11 protein-coding genes and 1 pseudogene are annotated in these 15,021 nt (G+C 70.8%); 6 read left to right on the forward strand and 6 right to left on the reverse strand.

Features of this window, described 5'->3' with window-relative positions; genetic code table 11:
• Positions 1-409: 409 nt before the first annotated feature.
• Positions 410-1,246: a PhzF family phenazine biosynthesis isomerase gene (locus tag ACX80W_RS02650; protein ID WP_459280147.1), complete on the reverse strand. Its 837-nt coding sequence runs from the start codon at positions 1,244-1,246 to the stop codon at positions 410-412.
• Between the two features lie 293 nt (positions 1,247-1,539).
• Here ACX80W_RS02650 and ubiG point away from each other — a divergent pair, with 293 nt between their 5' ends.
• A complete protein-coding gene (gene ubiG, locus ACX80W_RS02655; protein ID WP_459280149.1) occupies positions 1,540-2,331 on the forward strand; it encodes a bifunctional 2-polyprenyl-6-hydroxyphenol methylase/3-demethylubiquinol 3-O-methyltransferase UbiG in 792 nt (263 codons plus the stop codon).
• Between the two features lie 16 nt (positions 2,332-2,347).
• A complete protein-coding gene (locus ACX80W_RS02660) occupies positions 2,348-3,736 on the forward strand; it encodes a glycosyltransferase (RefSeq protein WP_459280151.1) in 1,389 nt (462 codons plus the stop codon).
• A gap of 109 nt (positions 3,737-3,845) precedes the next feature.
• On the opposite strand, the gene ACX80W_RS02665 is transcribed toward ACX80W_RS02660, so the two are convergent.
• Complete coding sequence (locus ACX80W_RS02665; RefSeq protein ID WP_459280204.1) at positions 3,846-5,489, reverse strand: ribonuclease J; 1,644 nt, start codon at positions 5,487-5,489, stop codon at positions 3,846-3,848.
• Positions 5,490-5,936: 447 nt separating this feature from the next.
• Between ACX80W_RS02665 and ACX80W_RS02670 the strand changes: the two genes are divergently transcribed.
• The 3 genes from ACX80W_RS02670 (at position 5,937) to ACX80W_RS02680 (ending at position 9,431) form a co-directional block, all read left to right on the forward strand.
• Positions 5,937-7,076: a GuaB3 family IMP dehydrogenase-related protein gene (locus ACX80W_RS02670; protein WP_459280152.1), complete on the forward strand. Its 1,140-nt coding sequence runs from the start codon at positions 5,937-5,939 to the stop codon at positions 7,074-7,076.
• A 69-nt stretch (positions 7,077-7,145) separates the two neighbouring features.
• Positions 7,146-8,870 carry a glycerol-3-phosphate dehydrogenase/oxidase gene (locus ACX80W_RS02675; RefSeq protein WP_459280154.1) on the forward strand — a complete coding sequence of 575 codons (1,725 nt, stop codon included), beginning with the start codon at positions 7,146-7,148 and terminating at the stop codon, positions 8,868-8,870.
• 69 nt (positions 8,871-8,939) lie between these two features.
• Positions 8,940-9,431, forward strand: coding sequence for a PTS sugar transporter subunit IIA (locus tag ACX80W_RS02680; RefSeq protein ID WP_459280156.1), 492 nt, complete (start codon positions 8,940-8,942; stop codon positions 9,429-9,431).
• A 23-nt stretch (positions 9,432-9,454) separates the two neighbouring features.
• Here ACX80W_RS02680 and ACX80W_RS02685 read toward each other — a convergent pair whose 3' ends face one another.
• A complete protein-coding gene (locus tag ACX80W_RS02685; protein WP_459280158.1) occupies positions 9,455-11,242 on the reverse strand; it encodes an ABC transporter ATP-binding protein in 1,788 nt (595 codons plus the stop codon).
• Positions 11,235-12,959 carry an ABC transporter transmembrane domain-containing protein gene (locus tag ACX80W_RS02690; RefSeq protein ID WP_459280160.1) on the reverse strand — a complete coding sequence of 575 codons (1,725 nt, stop codon included), beginning with the start codon at positions 12,957-12,959 and terminating at the stop codon, positions 11,235-11,237. Before ACX80W_RS02690 ends, ACX80W_RS02685 begins: the two co-directional genes overlap by 8 nt.
• Positions 12,960-13,289: 330 nt before the next feature.
• Between ACX80W_RS02690 and ACX80W_RS02695 the strand changes: the two genes are divergently transcribed.
• Positions 13,290-14,087: a sigma-70 family RNA polymerase sigma factor gene (locus ACX80W_RS02695; RefSeq protein ID WP_459280162.1), complete on the forward strand. Its 798-nt coding sequence runs from the start codon at positions 13,290-13,292 to the stop codon at positions 14,085-14,087.
• A gap of 60 nt (positions 14,088-14,147) precedes the next feature.
• Here ACX80W_RS02695 and csrA read toward each other — a convergent pair whose 3' ends face one another.
• Positions 14,148-14,402, reverse strand: coding sequence for a carbon storage regulator CsrA (gene csrA / locus ACX80W_RS02700; RefSeq protein ID WP_459280164.1), 255 nt, complete (start codon positions 14,400-14,402; stop codon positions 14,148-14,150).
• A gap of 9 nt (positions 14,403-14,411) precedes the next feature.
• Positions 14,412-15,021, reverse strand: a pseudogene (locus tag ACX80W_RS02705) (hypothetical protein); the annotation flags it as partial.

Here is a 15,021-nt window from a genome sequence, read left to right on the forward strand (position 1 = left end):
GGCGTCCTTCTTCCGCCGAGTGTGCAGATAACCACGTTTTGGCCGTGCCACACCCCGCGAAACTGCACTTAACCACCTTCTGGGTGCGGCAAAGCGTGGTGAGCTGCGGTTTCGGTGGGTGTGGGTGTGGGTGTGGGTGTGGGTGTGGGTGTGGGTGTGGGTGTGGGTGTGGGCGCGGCGGCCATGGCCCGTCGTCGTCATCGTTCCTGCCGCCGAGTGTGCAGGTAACCCCGTTCTGGCCGTGCCACACCCCGCCGAAACTGCACTTAACCACCTTCTGGGTGGGGCAAAGCGTGGTGAGCTGCAGTTTCGGCGGGAGAGGCAGCGCCCGCGTTGAGGTGCGGCTTCGGCGGAAGGACGGCGGGGAAGCTGCCGAACCGTGCCCGACGGCGACTCCTCCACCCGCGGCTTAGGCCGGCATCCGCACTGCGCTGCCGCTGACCGACACCCGCGCGTCCGCAGGTGACACCTCGATCTGGAGGGTGCTCGGCCGGCCCATGTCCTCGCCTTGGAGGATCGTGATCCGCTGCGGTTCGCGAACGAGGCCCAGTTCCCGCAGGTAGCCGCCGAGCGCCGCCGCGGCGGCCCCGGTGGCGGGGTCCTCCACCACTCCGCCGACCGGGAAGGGGTTGCGGGAGTGGAAGGTGCGGGCGTCCTCGCGCCAGATCAGCTGAAGCGTCGTCCAGCCCCGCCCGGTCATCAATTCCTTGAGTCCGTCGAAGTTATAGTCGAGGTCGGCGAGGCGTTCCCGGCTGCGGGCCGCCAGCACCAGGTGCTCATTACCGGCGAACGCCACATGCGCCGGAAGCGCAGCGTCGAGGTCCCCGGGCGCCCAACCGAGCGCGGCGAGGGCCCCGGCCGTCTCCTCTTCCGTGGCCGGCCGGCTCCGGGCCGGAGCGCTCACGAGGGTGGCCCGGAGGCCCGCCGCGCTGTCCGCCGTGGAGACGGCGATGTCCCCGACCGGAGTGGAAAACAGCAGGTCCCCGGGTCCGGTCCGTTCGGCGAGGGCCACGGCCGTGGCGATGGTCGCGTGCCCGCAGAAGGCGACCTCCGCCAGGGGGCTGAAGTACCGCAGGGTGTGGGTCCGCCCGCCGCCGGGCCAGGCGAAGGCCGTCTCCGAGTAGCCGACGTCCGCGGCGATCCGCTGCATGCGGCTGTCATCCAGCCCGGTCGCGTCGAGTACGACCCCGGCCGGGTTGCCGCCGGCGGGATCGGTGGTGAACGCGGCGTACCGAAGAATTTCCATGGCACAACTCTGCCCCACCGGCCCGGGTCCGGCCTCCCCGGCACGCCCGGCGGCACGGCCCCGGGGACCTGGGGCAGGAAAATCCGGTGGTCGGCAGGCAGCAGCACCAGCTTGACGCGCCCGGCCGCCGCCCCGGTGCAGGCCCGGCCGCCGCCCCGGTGCAGGCCCGGGGGACGATGCCGGTGGGCTGGGAATCGGGTCCAAGGGCCCTGTCGATCGGGTGGGCCCGGGAGCAAGATACACGCAGGGCGGGCAGCGGTGCTGGTCCGGCCGGTCGAAGCCAAGGAGGGGCCGTGGCCATCGACAATGAAATCTACGACCGTCTGGGCGGAACCTGGTGGCACGAGGACAACCCGCTGAATATGCTGCACGGCAGCTGCACTCCGGGACGGATGGCCTATTTCCGGGAGGTGCTGCGCAGCCGGCTGGAGGACAGCTATTCAGGCCTGACGGCGCTGGACGTCGGCTGCGGCTGCGGGTTCCTCGCCGAGGAGTTTGCCCGGCTGGGCTTCTCGGTCACCGGCGTCGATCCGTCGGAGGTGGCCATCTCCGCCGCCCGGGAGCATGCCGGGCAGGCCGGTCTCGACATCCGCTACGTCGTGGGCGCGGGGGAGGACCTGCCCATCGACAGTGCGGTGTTCGACGTCGTGTACTGCTGCGACGTGCTCGAACACGTCACGGACCTCCCACGGGTCATCGGGGAAAGCGCGCGGGTCCTGAAGCCGGGGGGCCTGTACCTGTTCGACACCATCAACCGGACCCGCACCAGCAAGTTGCTCGGTATCAAGGTCATGCAGGACTGGTCCCTGACCCGGCTCACCGACGCCGCCCTGCACGACTGGGACATGTTCATCACTCCGGGGGAGCTGACCGATCAGCTCTCCCGCAGGGGACTGGTGGTCGGAGAGATCACCGGGCTGGCGCCCAGGGCGCGGACGCCGGTGGTGCTCAAGGGTTTCTACGACGCACGCAAGCGCAGGATCAGTTACGGGGAGCTCAGCCGGCGCCTCGATTTCGGCAGGGTCGCGACCAAGCGGGTCTCCTATATGGGGTACGCCCTCAAACCGGCCGCGTCCGGAAACTAAGCATCAGGAGTCACCGATGGCAACGTACCTTCTCTGCAGTTCCCCGATCTACGGCCATGTGGTGCCCCAGATCGAAATCGGGCGGTACCTCCTGGTCCAGGGGCACCGGGTGCGCCTGCTTACCGGTGCCCGCTTCGGGGAACTGGCCGCCGACGCCGGCCTCGAGTTCATCGCGCTGCCGGCCGCCGCCGACTTCGACGACCGGGACCTCGACGCGTCCTTCCCGGGGCGTGGCGCAAAGAAGGGGCTGGACCGGCTCCGCTTCGACATGACCGAAGTCTTCATCAGCCCCCTGCCCCACCAGTACCGCGCCCTGCGGGAGGAACTCGACCGGGTTCCTCCCGACGCCGTGCTTGCCGAGTCCGGCTTCACCGGGGCCGTTGTCCCGCTGCTCCGGACCGAGCCGCGGCCGCCGATCCACTTCAGCGGGATCATCCCGCTCGCCTTTTCCAGCAGGGACACGGCACCCTTCGGGTTGGGCCTGCCGCCGATGCCCACGAAGGCCGGGGTGCTCCGCAACCTGGTGCTCAGAGCCGTTCTGCAGAAGGTTGTTTTCCGGTCGACCCATCGTGCCGCGAGCCGGCAGATGAAGGCCGTCGCCGGGGTGCCCCTTCCCGTCCACTTCCTCGACGCGGCCTCGCTCGCGGACCGGTTCCTGCAGTTCACCTGCCCCGGCTTCGAGTACCCCCGCAGCGACCTGCCGAGCAGTGTCCGTTTTGTGGGGCCGGTCTTCCCAACGGGGAGCGGCGGGTTCAGCCCGCCGTCCTGGTGGGACGACCTCCAGGGCGGGCGCCCGGTCGTCCACGTCACCCAGGGGACCATCGACAACAAGGATCCGGGCCGGCTCATCCTGCCGACGCTGCGTGCCCTGGCGGGCATGGACGTCCTGGTGGTCGCCACCACCGGCGGGGTGCAGGTGCCTCCGGAGGAGGTCCCGGCCAATGCCCGGGTCGCCGACTTCATCTCGCATGGGGACCTGCTGCCCCTGATCGATGTGATGGTCACCAACGGCGGGTACGGCGGCACCCAGCGCGCCCTGGCGCAGGGCCTGCCGGTGATCGTCGCCGGCGACCGCGAGGACAAGCCCGAGGTGGCCGCCCGCGTGGCCTGGACCGGGGCGGGGATCAACCTGCGCACCGGTTCGCCGGCGCCGGACGCCGTGCGGAACGCCGTCCGCCGGGTCCTCTCCGACCCGTCCTACCGGGAGGCGGCAGGACGCCTGGCCGCGGAGTATGCGCGGTATGAGGCGCTGCCCTTGATCGCCCGCGAACTGGAGACCGCCACGGCCGGCCCTCCGCGGGGCGGCGAAGGCTCCGGCGCTGCCCGCCGGCGGACGGGCCGAAAGCGGTTGGCCGTTCTTTCCGGGCCGGCCGGCGGCGGCCCGGCCGCGGCATCGCACCCCTGACGGCGGGGGCCACGCTGCTCGCGGCGCTCATGGCGGGCCTGGGGTTCCGGAGCGTCCGGAGGTAGCCCCGGGGCTCCGCAGTGCGTGCGGAACCCCGGAACCGGCGCCGCTAGGCGTCGACGACGATCGCGGTGATCACCGGAGTGCGGTTGTAGAAGCGCCGCATCCAGTTGGCCGTGGCGCGCTCGATGACGGCCTCGGGATCCAGGTTGCGGGCCCCGCGCCCACCCTGCCGGCCGGAAGGCCCGTCGGCGAGGGCCTTCTCCACGGCGGTGCCGGCCTTGTCCAGGTCGGCCGGGTCGCAGGAGAAGCCCTGGATAAAGAATTCGGGCGGCTCGGTCATGGTGCCGGTCTCGGCGTCGATGATGGCCAGAACCGTCACCGAGCCCTCCTCGGCCAGGCGGCGCCGCTCCCGCAGCGTCTCCTCGGTGATCCCGCCGACGCTTGCGCCGTCGACGAACACCAGCCCGGCGGGCACCTTGCCCGAGACCGTGGCCCGGCCGCGCTGCAGGTCGACCGTGACGCCGTCCTGGGCGATGATCACGTTGCGGGGCTCCACGCCGGTGGCGACGGCGATCTCGGAGTTGGCGCGCAGGTGGCGCCATTCGCCGTGCACCGGCATGACGTTGCGCGGCTTGACGATGTTGTAGCAGTAGGCCAGTTCACCGGCGCTGGCGTGGCCGGAGACGTGCACCTTGGCGTTGCCCTTGTGGACGACGTTCGCGCCGATTTCCGTCAGGGCGTTGATGATGCCGTAGATGGCGTTCTCGTTGCCCGGGATCAGGGAGCTGGCCAGCAGGACGGTGTCGCCCTCGCTGATCTTGATGGCGTGGTCGTTGTTGGCCATCCGGGACAGGGCCGCGAGCGGCTCTCCCTGGGAGCCGGTGCAGATCAGCACCACCTTGTGGTCGTCGCTGCGCTCGAGCTTCTTGAAGTCGACGAGCAGGCCGTGGGGGATGTTCAGGTAGCCGAGGTCCGCCGCGATGGTCATGTTGCGCACCATCGAGCGGCCCACGAAGGCGACCTTGCGGCGGTGCCGGTGGGCGGTGTCGATGATCTGCTGGATGCGGTGGATGTGGCTGGCGAAGCTCGAGACGATGATCCGGCGCGGGGCGGTGCGGAAGACGGCGTCGATCGCGGGGCTGAGGTCCTTCTCGGAGGTGGTGAAGCCGGGCACGTCGGCATTGGTGGAGTCGGTGAGGAACAGGTCCACGCCCTCGGCGCCAAGGCGGGCGAAGGCCCCCAGGTCGGTGATGCGGCGGTCAAGCGGGAACTGGTCCATCTTGAAGTCACCGGTGTGCAGCACCATGCCGGCGGCGGTGCGGATCGCGACGGCGAGGCTGTCGGGGATGGAGTGGTTCACCGCAACGAATTCGAGGTCGAACCCGCCCATGGTGCGGCGGTCGCCTTCCTTGACCTGGATGGTCTTGGGGGTGATCCGGTGTTCCTTGAGCTTGGCCTCGATGAAGGCGAGGGTGAGCTGGGAGCCGACCAGGGGGATGTCGGCGCGTTCGCGCAGCAGGTAGGGGACTCCACCGATGTGGTCCTCGTGGCCGTGGGTCAGCACGACGGCGACGACGTCGTTGATGCGTTCGCGGATGTAGGAGAAGTCGGGCAGGATTACGTTGACGCCGGGCTGGTGGTCCTCGGGGAACAGGACGCCGCAGTCGACGATCAGCAGCTTGCCGCCGAATTCGAAGACTGTCATGTTTCTGCCGATTTCGCCGATCCCGCCCAGGGCCACGATGCGCATGGCGCCCTTGGCGAGTGTCGGGGGAGTTTTCAGTGCGGCGGGTGTTTTATTCACGAATCGATATTCTCTCGTCGGTGTCGAGGCGGGCGGGCCGCCGCGGGGAAGGGTCGTGCTCGAAGGGTGTTGCTCTAAAAATTAGTTCCGCGCAGACCGCGGGGACCGGCCGGCATTTCACCGGATCGGAGTGCTTGCACCTCCGGGGCCCGGTGGCTGCGCCGGGTCGAATGGCCGAGGGAAACCGCCCGCGTCGTTGCGGTGCGGGGGTGCCGGAGCCAGCAGTTCTGCTGCCCGGCCGGTGTTTTCCAGCGGTGTTCCTTTGTGCAACTCTATTGCGTGCGGGGGTGGGAGGGCTAATTGGGTCCGGCCGCCGGGGGTGGCGAAGCAGCCGGGAAAGCGGATAATGCCGCCCGATGAGGCCGCCGAGCGGGGCTGGGATAACCTAGAGCAGTGACTTACGAGATTGAAATTGGCCGGGCCAAGCGTGGACGCAGGGCGTATTCCCTCGACGATGTCGCCGTGGTCCCCTCCCGGCGTACCCGCGACCCGCTGGATGTGTCGGTGAGCTGGCAGATCGACGCCTACCAGTTCGAGATGCCGGTGATCGCCGCCCCGATGGATTCGGTGATGTCCCCGGCCACCGCCATCGCCCTGGGCCGGCTGGGCGGGCTCGGCGTGCTCAACCTCGAGGGCCTGTGGACCCGCTACGAGGACCCGCAGCCGGTGCTCGACGAGATCGCCGGGCTCAGCACCGAAAACTTCAGCCCCGCCGCCACCGCGCGCATGCAGGAGCTCTACGCGGCGCCCATCCAGGCCGACCTCATCACCAGCCGGCTGGCGGAGATCCGCGAGGCCGGGGTGACCGTGGCCGGTTCGCTCACCCCGCAGCGCACCCAGCAGTTCTACAAGACCGTCCTTGCCGCCGGCGTCGATATCTTCGTCATCCGCGGCACCACGGTCTCGGCCGAGCATGTGTCGAAGAATGACGAGCCGCTGAACCTCAAGCAGTTCATCTACGAGCTCGACGTGCCGGTCATCGTCGGTGGTGCCGCCGGCTACACCCCGGCCCTGCACCTGATGCGCACCGGTGCCGCCGGCGTCCTCGTGGGCTTCGGGGGAGGGGCGACGACGACGACCCGCCGGGCCCTCGGCATCCACTCCCCGCTCGCCTCGGCCATCTCCGATGTCGCCGCGGCCCGCCGGGACTACATGGACGAATCCGGCGGACGCTACGTGCATGTCATCGCGGACGGCGGGATGGGCGCCAGCGGCGACATCGTCAAGGCCATCGCGATGGGCGCCGACGCGGTCATGCTCGGCTCGGCCCTGGCCCGCGCCGAGGAGGCGCCGGGTAAAGGGTGGCACTGGGGCCAGGAGGCCCACCACGCCGAACTTCCCCGCGGCGACCGGTTCAACCTCGGCACGGTGGGACCGCTGAAGGAAGTGCTGTGGGGTCCTTCCCACCACACCAACGGCACCTCGAACCTGATCGGCGCGCTGCGCCGGGCGATGGCCACCACGGGATACTCGGATCTGAAGGAATTCCAGCGGGTGGAGGTTGTCCTTTCACCCTATGTTTCGAACGATTGAGTGCGTTCCGGGCCGTTGAGTGCCTAAAGTTGGGGTACGCAGAACTCAACGTTCCGGAGGGTCACGGCCATGGCAGCAGGCGCACTCAGTCCCCAGTACCGCAGCGAGGCGCTTGAGGCGCTGAAGGCCACCAGCCGGCCGGGCGGAGAACTCGACATCCTGATCGTCGGCGGTGGAGTGGTCGGCGTGGGCTCCGCCCTCGACGCGGTGACGCGCGGGCTGAGCACCGGCATCGTCGAGGCCCGGGACTGGGCCTCGGGGACCTCCTCCCGCTCCTCGAAGCTGATTCACGGCGGGCTCCGCTACCTCGAAATGCTCGACTTCGCCCTGGTGCAGGAGGCCCTCAAGGAGCGCGGTCTGCTGATCCAGCGGATCGCCCCGCACCTGGTGAAGCCGGTGCCCTTCCTGTACCCGCTCGGCAAGCGCTTCATCGAGCGCCCCTATGTCGGGGCCGGCATCGCCCTCTACGACGCCCTGAGCGTGGGCGGCGGGCATTCCCGCGGAGTGCCGTTCCACAAGCACCTCACCCGGCGCGGCACGCTGCGCGCGGCGCCCAGCCTGAAAAAGGAGGCGATGGTCGGCTCCATCCGCTACTACGACGCGCAGGTCGACGACGCGCGGTACGTGGTGAACATGGTCCGCACCGCCGTGCACTACGGGACGCACGCGGCGAACCGGGTCACGGTCGTGAACTTCCTGCGCGAGGGCGAGCGGGTGGTCGGCGCCCAGGTCAAGGACCAGGAGACCGGCGAGGAATTCAGCATCCGCGCCAAGCAGGTGGTGAACGCCACCGGCGTGTGGACCGACGAGACGCAGGCCATGGTGACCGACCGCGGCCAGCTGAAGGTCCGGGCCTCCAAGGGCATCCACCTCGTGGTGCCGCGCGACCGGTTCCAGTCGACGGTGGGCCTGATCCTGCGCACCGAAACATCGGTCCTGTTCGTCATCCCCTGGGGACGCCACTGGATCATCGGCACCACCGACACCAAGTGGGACCTCGACAAGGCCCATCCGGCGGCCTCCTCGCAGGACATCGACTACATCCTCGAACACGTGAACCGGGTGCTCAAGCGGCCGCTGACGCGCGAGGACGTCGAGGGCGTCTACGCCGGCCTGCGTCCGCTGCTGGCCGGGGAGAGCGATTCGACGGCGAAGCTCTCCCGCGAGCACGTGGTCGCCCACCCGGTGCCGGGGCTGGTGGTGGTCGCCGGCGGAAAGTGGACCACCTACCGGGTGATGGCCAAGGACGCCGTCGACGAGGCCTCGAGGGCCCTCGACGAGCGGGTTCCCCCCAGCTGCACCGACACCGTTCCGCTGCTCGGCGCCGAGGGGTACAAGGCGGCGTGGAACAAGCGCGCCCGGATGGCCGAGGCGGCGGGGATCCACGTCGCCCGGGTGGAGCACCTGCTCCAGCGGTACGGCACCCAGGCCGAGGCGGTCCTTGAGCTGATTCGGTCCGACCCGGCGTTGGGGGAGCCGCTGCCCGGCGCCGACGACTACCTCGCCGCCGAGGCGGTCTTCGCCGTCACCCACGAGGGGGCCCGCCACGTCGAGGACATCCTGACCCGCCGTACCCGGATCTCCATCGAATCCTGGGACCGCGGGGTCTCCGCCGCGCCGGTGGTCGCCGAGCTGATGGGGCCGCTCCTGGGCTGGAGCGAGCAGCAGGTCAACCGCGAGGTGAAGCACTACCTCGCGCGCGTCCAGGCGGAGCGGCTCAGCCAGGAGCAGCCCGATGACGAGTCGGCCGACAGCGCCCGCCTCGGTGCCGAGGACATCGTCCCGGTAAGCTAGGGGAGGGCCGCAGCCGCGGCGCGGAGACCGTAGGGCATTGGCGGCTGCGGGCACGATGAGAGGCACAACGTGAGCAATCTGTCCCTGGAGCTGCACGACGCCGGGTTGACGACGCCGGACCTGGTGATCCTCGAGATGGAGGCGGTTTCCAAGGAGGACGCCAGCGCGCAGCTGGCCGCCCGCATGCACGCCGCCGGGAGGATCACGGACCTCGAGGCGTTCCTCACACAGGTCAACTCCCGGGAGCACCAGATGGCCACCGGGCTGCCCGGCGGCGTGGGCCTCCCGCACGCGCGCAGCGAGTACGTCTGCCAGACCTCCATCGGCGTCGGCGTCACCCGGTACGGGCACAGCCTCGACTTCGGGGCCGTGGACGGGCCGGCCACCCTGGTGCTGCTCATCGCCACCCCCGCCTCATCGTTCTCCGAGCACCTCGAGGTGCTTGCCACCATCGCCCGGAGCCTGTTCAAGGAAAACTTCCGGGACTCCCTGCGGCGGGCCCACGACGCCGAGGTCATCGCGGAGCTGATCAACTCCTCGCTGGTGTTCTTCGACCACTGAGGCACTCCCGGCCGGACAGCCGCCTACTCGGTGCGCCAGGAGCGCCACAGCGAGGCGTAGGAGCCATCCAGGGCGAGCAGTTCCTCGTGCGAGCCGAGCTCGGTGATATTGCCGTCCTCGACCACCGCCACCCGGTCGGCGTCATGCGCGGTGTGGAGCCGGTGGGCGATGGCGACCACCGTCCGGCCCTCCAGGACGACGCTGAGGGAGCGCTCGAGGTTCCGCGCAGACTGCGGATCGATGAGCGAGGTCGCCTCGTCGAGGACGAGGGTGTGCGGATCGGCGAGGATCAGCCGCGCCAGGGCCAGCTCCTGGGCCTGGGCGGGGGTCAGTTCGTGCGCACCCGAGCCGACCTCCGTGTCGATTCCCTCGGGCAGGGCGGCGGCCCAGGACAGGGCGCCCACCGCCTCGAGGGCACCGGCGATGTCCGCCTCGGTGGCGTCGGCGCGTCCCAACCGCACATTGTCCGCGACGGAACCCACGAACACGTGGTGCTCCTGGGTGACCAGGGCGACCTCGCGGCGCAGGTCGTCGAGGGGACGGTCGACCAGCGGCACCCCGCCCACGGTGACCGACCCGGAGGTGGGCGGGTGGATCCCGGCGATCAGGCGCCCGAGCGTCGACTTGCCGGCACCGGAGGGCCCGACGACGGCCAGCCGTTCCCCGCGCCGCAGGGTCAGGTCGACGCCGTGGAGCACGTTGTGGCCGGGACGGTAGGCGTAAGTGGCCCCGGAGACCCGGATGTCCTCGTTCGCCGGCACCGACGGCGTCGCCGTGCGGTCCGGCGGCACCTCCTTCACCCCGATGATCCGGGCCAGCGACGCGGCCCCGACCTGGATCTCGTCGGTCCACATGATGAGCAGGTCCACCGGGTCAATCAGGCGGACGGCCAGCAGCGCCACCGCCGCGACGGCGCCGGGGGTCACCACGTCCACGGAGGCGAGCCAGCCGCCCCACACGAGCACCGCGGCGACGGGCAGCCAGAAGGCGATGTCCGCCGCGGGGAAGAGGACGCTGCGCAGCCAGAGCGTATAGCGCTCGGCACGGTAGCTCGCCGAGAGGGCGCCGTCGATGGTGGCCCGGCGCGCCGCACCCAGGCTCAGCGCGTCGACCGTGCGCGCCCCCTCGATGGTCTCGGTGACGGCGCCGTTGATCACCGCGTAGCTCTCGCGTTCCCTCTGGTACCCGGCCGAGGAACGCGCCAGGTACCAACGCGTCACCGGGTACAGCAGGGGAAGGCCCGTGAGCAGGGCCACCGAGAGCAGGGGGGAGGCAACGACGGCGGCGGCCAGCGTCAGGACGATGGTCACCGCGGACACCACGACCTGCGGGACCCCGAACCGCACGGTGTGCGAGACGGCGTCGATGTCGTTGGTGGTGCGCGCCACCAGGTCGCCGGTGCCGGCCTTCTCGACGGTGGACAGCGGCAGGGCGGTGACCTGCTCGAGGAAGTCCTCGCGCAGCCGGGCGAAGACGCGCTCCCCGAACAGCATGCCGGCCCGCACCGCGAAGCGGCGCAGGACGGACTGGAGCAGCAGGAAGCCGAGCATCGCCAGGGACACCGCGGTGACGAACCCCCGCGTCGTGCCGGCGAGCACCGCATCCACGACGGCGCCCAGCAGCAGCGGCCCGGCCAGCCCCGCGACCGCCGAGCCAACGTACAGGGCCACCACGGCGCCCAGGCCGCGGCGGTGGTGGCGGATCAGCCGGGCCGCCTCGGCCCGGACGGCGCGTGCGCCGGCCACCGGAAGGCGGTCGGGTGCCGGGTGCGGCCCGGTGTCGGGCCCGGTGCGGGTGGCTGTCTCACTCACTGCGGATCACAACATTTCGATAGGTCGGGTTGGACGCCATCAGGTCCCGGTGCCGGCCGGTGGCACCGACCCTGCCGTCCTCGAGGAACGCCACCGCGTCGACGATGCCCAGGAGCAGCGGGCTGGCGGTCACGACCAGGGTGGTCAGGCCCGGGTGCCCCCGCTCGGTGCGGAAGCGTGCGGCGATCCTCGATTCGGTGTGGGCGTCGACGGCGCTGGTCGGCTCGATGAGGATCAGGTTCTCCGCCCGGGTAAGCAGTGCCCGGGCCAGCACGATGCGCTGGCGCTGGCCGCCGGAGAACCCGCGGCCGCGCTCGGTCACTCCGGTGTCGAGGCCGTCCTCCACCCCGTCGAGGATGTCGAGGGCGCTGGCGGCCCGCAGGGCGTCAAGGATGGCGGCGTCGTCGTCGTGGCGTCCGTGCGGGTCGAGCTGGGACCGCAGCGAACCGGTGAAGAGCTGCGGGGCCGCCTCGCTGACCACGATGCGCCGGCGGACCTCCGCCAGCTCCACCGCACCCAGGGGCACCCCGCCCCACCGGACTCCGTCCGCCCCGGGCGCCGCGTCGTCGAAGCGGCCCAGCCGGGTCGCCACGGCGGCGGCGCCGGCGGCGTCGGCGGAGACCAGCGCGGTGATCCGCCCCGGCTCGGGGCGCAGCCCGCTCTCCGTATCGGCCAGGGCGGCTCCCGGCGCCGGCGGCCGAACCGGTGCGGGCGCCTCGGAGACCCCCGGCTCCACCTTCAGCACCGCGAGGATCTTCCGGGCCCCCACCTGGGCGCGGATTGTGCGCGAGACGGCGTCGGCCGCCGTGCGGATCGGCGTCACGAGGAACACCGAGAAACCGTAGAGGGCCACCAGTTCGCCGGGGGAGATGCTGCCGTCGAGCACGAGGCCCGCCCCGACCCAGGTGAACACCACGCTGAAGGCACCGGCGATGAACACCTGCGAGGCCTCGAGGTCCGCCAGGGAGCGGGCGACGCGGATGCCCGAATCGCGGGTCGCCGCCGAGCGGGCGCGGTAGCGGTCCACGAAGATGTGCTCGCCGCCGATGCCGCGCAGCACCCGCAGCCCCGCGACCGTGTCGGCCCCCACCGCCGTCATCTTCCCCGAGTCGGCCCGCTGCTCGCGCTGCCGGGCCTGCAGCGGGCGCACCACGAACAGCAGCAGGGCGCAGCACGCGGGCACGCCCGCGAGCACCAGCAGGCCGAGTTCGGGGGAGGTCCGAAAGATCAGGGCGCTGACCACGAGCCACGCGGCGAAGGCGCCCGCCAGGCGGGCCGAGACGTCGAAGATCTCCCCCAGCCGGAAGGTGTCCGACGCGGCGGTCGACACCACCTCGCCGGTGGACAGGGTGTTCGGCAGTGCGTCGCCGGTGCGCGTGACCTTGTGCCCGACCAGCTGGACCGACCGGAACGAGGCCTGGAGCCAGTTGCTGACGGCCACCCGGTGCCCGAACGTGTCGGCCGCCGCCTGCACCACCATCAGGGCCAGCAGGATCAGCACCTCGACCGCCAGGGCCCGGCCGTCGCCGGCGAGGATGCCGCGGTCCACAGCCCGGCCGAGGAAGAAGGGCATGAGGGCCTGTGCCACCATCCAGACCGCGCCCAGCAGGGCCCCGGCCGCCAGGGTCGCCTTCTGCCGCGCGGCGAGCCAGAGCAGGAAGCGGGTGGGGGAACGGAGGTCCGGAGGGCCGGCATCGGGATACGGGAAGGCGCGCACGAAAAGCCATCCTAGACCGCTTCGCACCCCAATGGTAGAGATTTCCCAATCGCTTCGGCGGGTGGGTACGGGGGCGGCCCGGCGGGCCCTCCAATCGATGCTCTGGATATCCGCAGGATCGGCGCAGTATTTCAGTAGGAATTACCCGCTGTTTTTGCACCTCGCTATTTCGGCCAGCTACGTGGACTTACTGTTGAAAAAACCGGGAATTTCTCCGGCCACCGCTTCCGGACAACCGGGACCGGCCCGGGAGAATCCACAGCCACCGGCGCGGATCGCGAATCGTGTTATGAGGGGAAGTCCGAGTTGAACCGTGAAGAACGCAACAAGATGATTGTGGAGAATCTTCCGCTGGTTGGTTATCTTGTCTCGGAAATCTGCGCACGGTCCCCGCACCTCTCCCGTGAGGACCTGGCCGGCGCCGGCGCCGTGGCCCTCGTCTCCGCCGCCCACTCCTTCGACCCCACCTACGGCGTCCGCTTCGGCACCTTTGCCCGCCGGCGGATCCTTGGTGCCTTCGCCGACGACATGCGGGCCGCCGACTGGGCCAGCCGGGACACCCGCCGGCGGATCAAGGAGACCCTGGCGGTCTCCGAACTGCTGACCGGGGAACTGCTGCGCAACCCCACGGTCAGCGAGATCGCCGAGGTGCTCGGCGTCGGGCGCGACGCCGTAGCGGCCACCCTGGCCGACGCCTCACGCACCGTCTCGGCCCTGGACGAGAACGCACCGGAGTCGCTCACGGCGGTCATGGCCACCCCCGAGGAGTCCCTGCTGGTGTCCGAGCAGGCCCAGGTCCTGCGGGCCGCAGTCGAGGCCCTGCCCGAGAAGATGCGCTACATCATCGAGCAGACCTACTTCGAGGACCGCCCGGTCAAGGACCTGGCCGAGGAGTTCGGCTCAACCCACTCGGCGGTGTCCCAGCAGCGCGCCGAGGCCATCCGGCTGCTCCGCGACGGGATGGCCGCGGTCTACTCCGACACCGAGGGCACCGCGCCCGCACCGGAATCACGCGTCGCGCCGGCCCGGCGCAACGCCTACCTCAGTTCGCTCGCGGCCCTGACCCGGGGCGGATCGACCCTGAACCCGGGCGCCCGGCTGGCCGCGATGGCGCCCGTCTCCGCCTGACGCTTCCGTCTCCGCCTGAAACCCCGTCTCCGCCCGGGGCCCCGGCACCTGCCGGACGGCTCAGGAAGCAGGACCCGGTTCGGGGTCCTTCCGGCCCAGCAGCTCCTTGAGCCGGGACTCCGCATCGGCATCCGAGACGTTGGCCGACAGATTCGCTTCGATCACGGCCTGGAGAATCTCGCCGCGCTGGATTTTCACGCCCCGGGGCGCCTCAATGCCTATCTTGATACCATCACCGCGTGATTCGAGAATGGTAATGACGATATCCTCGCCGATATGAATCTTCTCGTTGAATTTCCGCGTAAGTACCAGCACAGCTAAAGCCTATCTTTTCATCTGCGTCGAAGGAAAAACCACGGCGCGCGCGGCGGACGGTGCCGGACCGGCGGGCCCCGGCGGGGCCCCGGGGGCGGCGTCCACCCAGCTCACCGGGAAGCGCAGCGCCTGCACGGTCTCCGGCGTGGCGGTGTCCCGGCGGGAAAAGGCGGCGACGGCGTCGGGCTCGGCCACGGCCTCGACGGCCTCAACCCACGACACAGTGTCCTCGTGCTTGCGGGTGGCATCGACGGCCAGCCAGAGCTGGTCGAATCCCAGCAGGGCCAGCGCGGGCACGTGGGCGAAGGCCTCGGAGGGATGCCCCAGCCCGAAGGCGAGCACCACCGGCGCCCCGGCGAGCACTCCGGCGGCCCGCGCCTCGGTGGCCGCGCGGCGGTCGGCCACATGGGCCAGCCCATCGGCCCTGAGCGCCCCGGCGGTCAGCAGGGCTGCCGGGGCCGCCGGGGCGAGCAGGGATCCGCCGGCCTCCAAGGCGTCCCGGCCCGGTCCGGCGACGACGATGAGGTCGCCCGGGCCGCCCAGGGGCTGCGGGAGGGGGGGGGGGGCCGTGACGGCAGCAGGGGGGGTGGCCGAAGAGGTGAGGTCCTTCAGGGGGGGG

The organism is Arthrobacter melezitosi (genome assembly GCF_054511055.1).

Excerpts from the sequence above, each read along its gene's own strand:
- ACX80W_RS02665 (WP_459280204.1), bottom strand. The coding sequence starts at position 5,489 with ATGCGCATCGTGGCCCTGGGCGGGATCGGCGAAATCGGCAGAAACATG.
- ACX80W_RS02675 (WP_459280154.1), top strand. The coding sequence starts at position 7,146 with ATGGCAGCAGGCGCACTCAGTCCCCAGTACCGCAGCGAGGCGCTTGAG.
- ACX80W_RS02650 (WP_459280147.1), bottom strand. The coding sequence starts at position 1,246 with ATGGAAATTCTTCGGTACGCCGCGTTCACCACCGATCCCGCCGGCGGC.
- ACX80W_RS02695 (WP_459280162.1), top strand. The coding sequence starts at position 13,290 with ATGATTGTGGAGAATCTTCCGCTGGTTGGTTATCTTGTCTCGGAAATC.
- ACX80W_RS02660 (WP_459280151.1), top strand. The coding sequence starts at position 2,348 with ATGGCAACGTACCTTCTCTGCAGTTCCCCGATCTACGGCCATGTGGTG.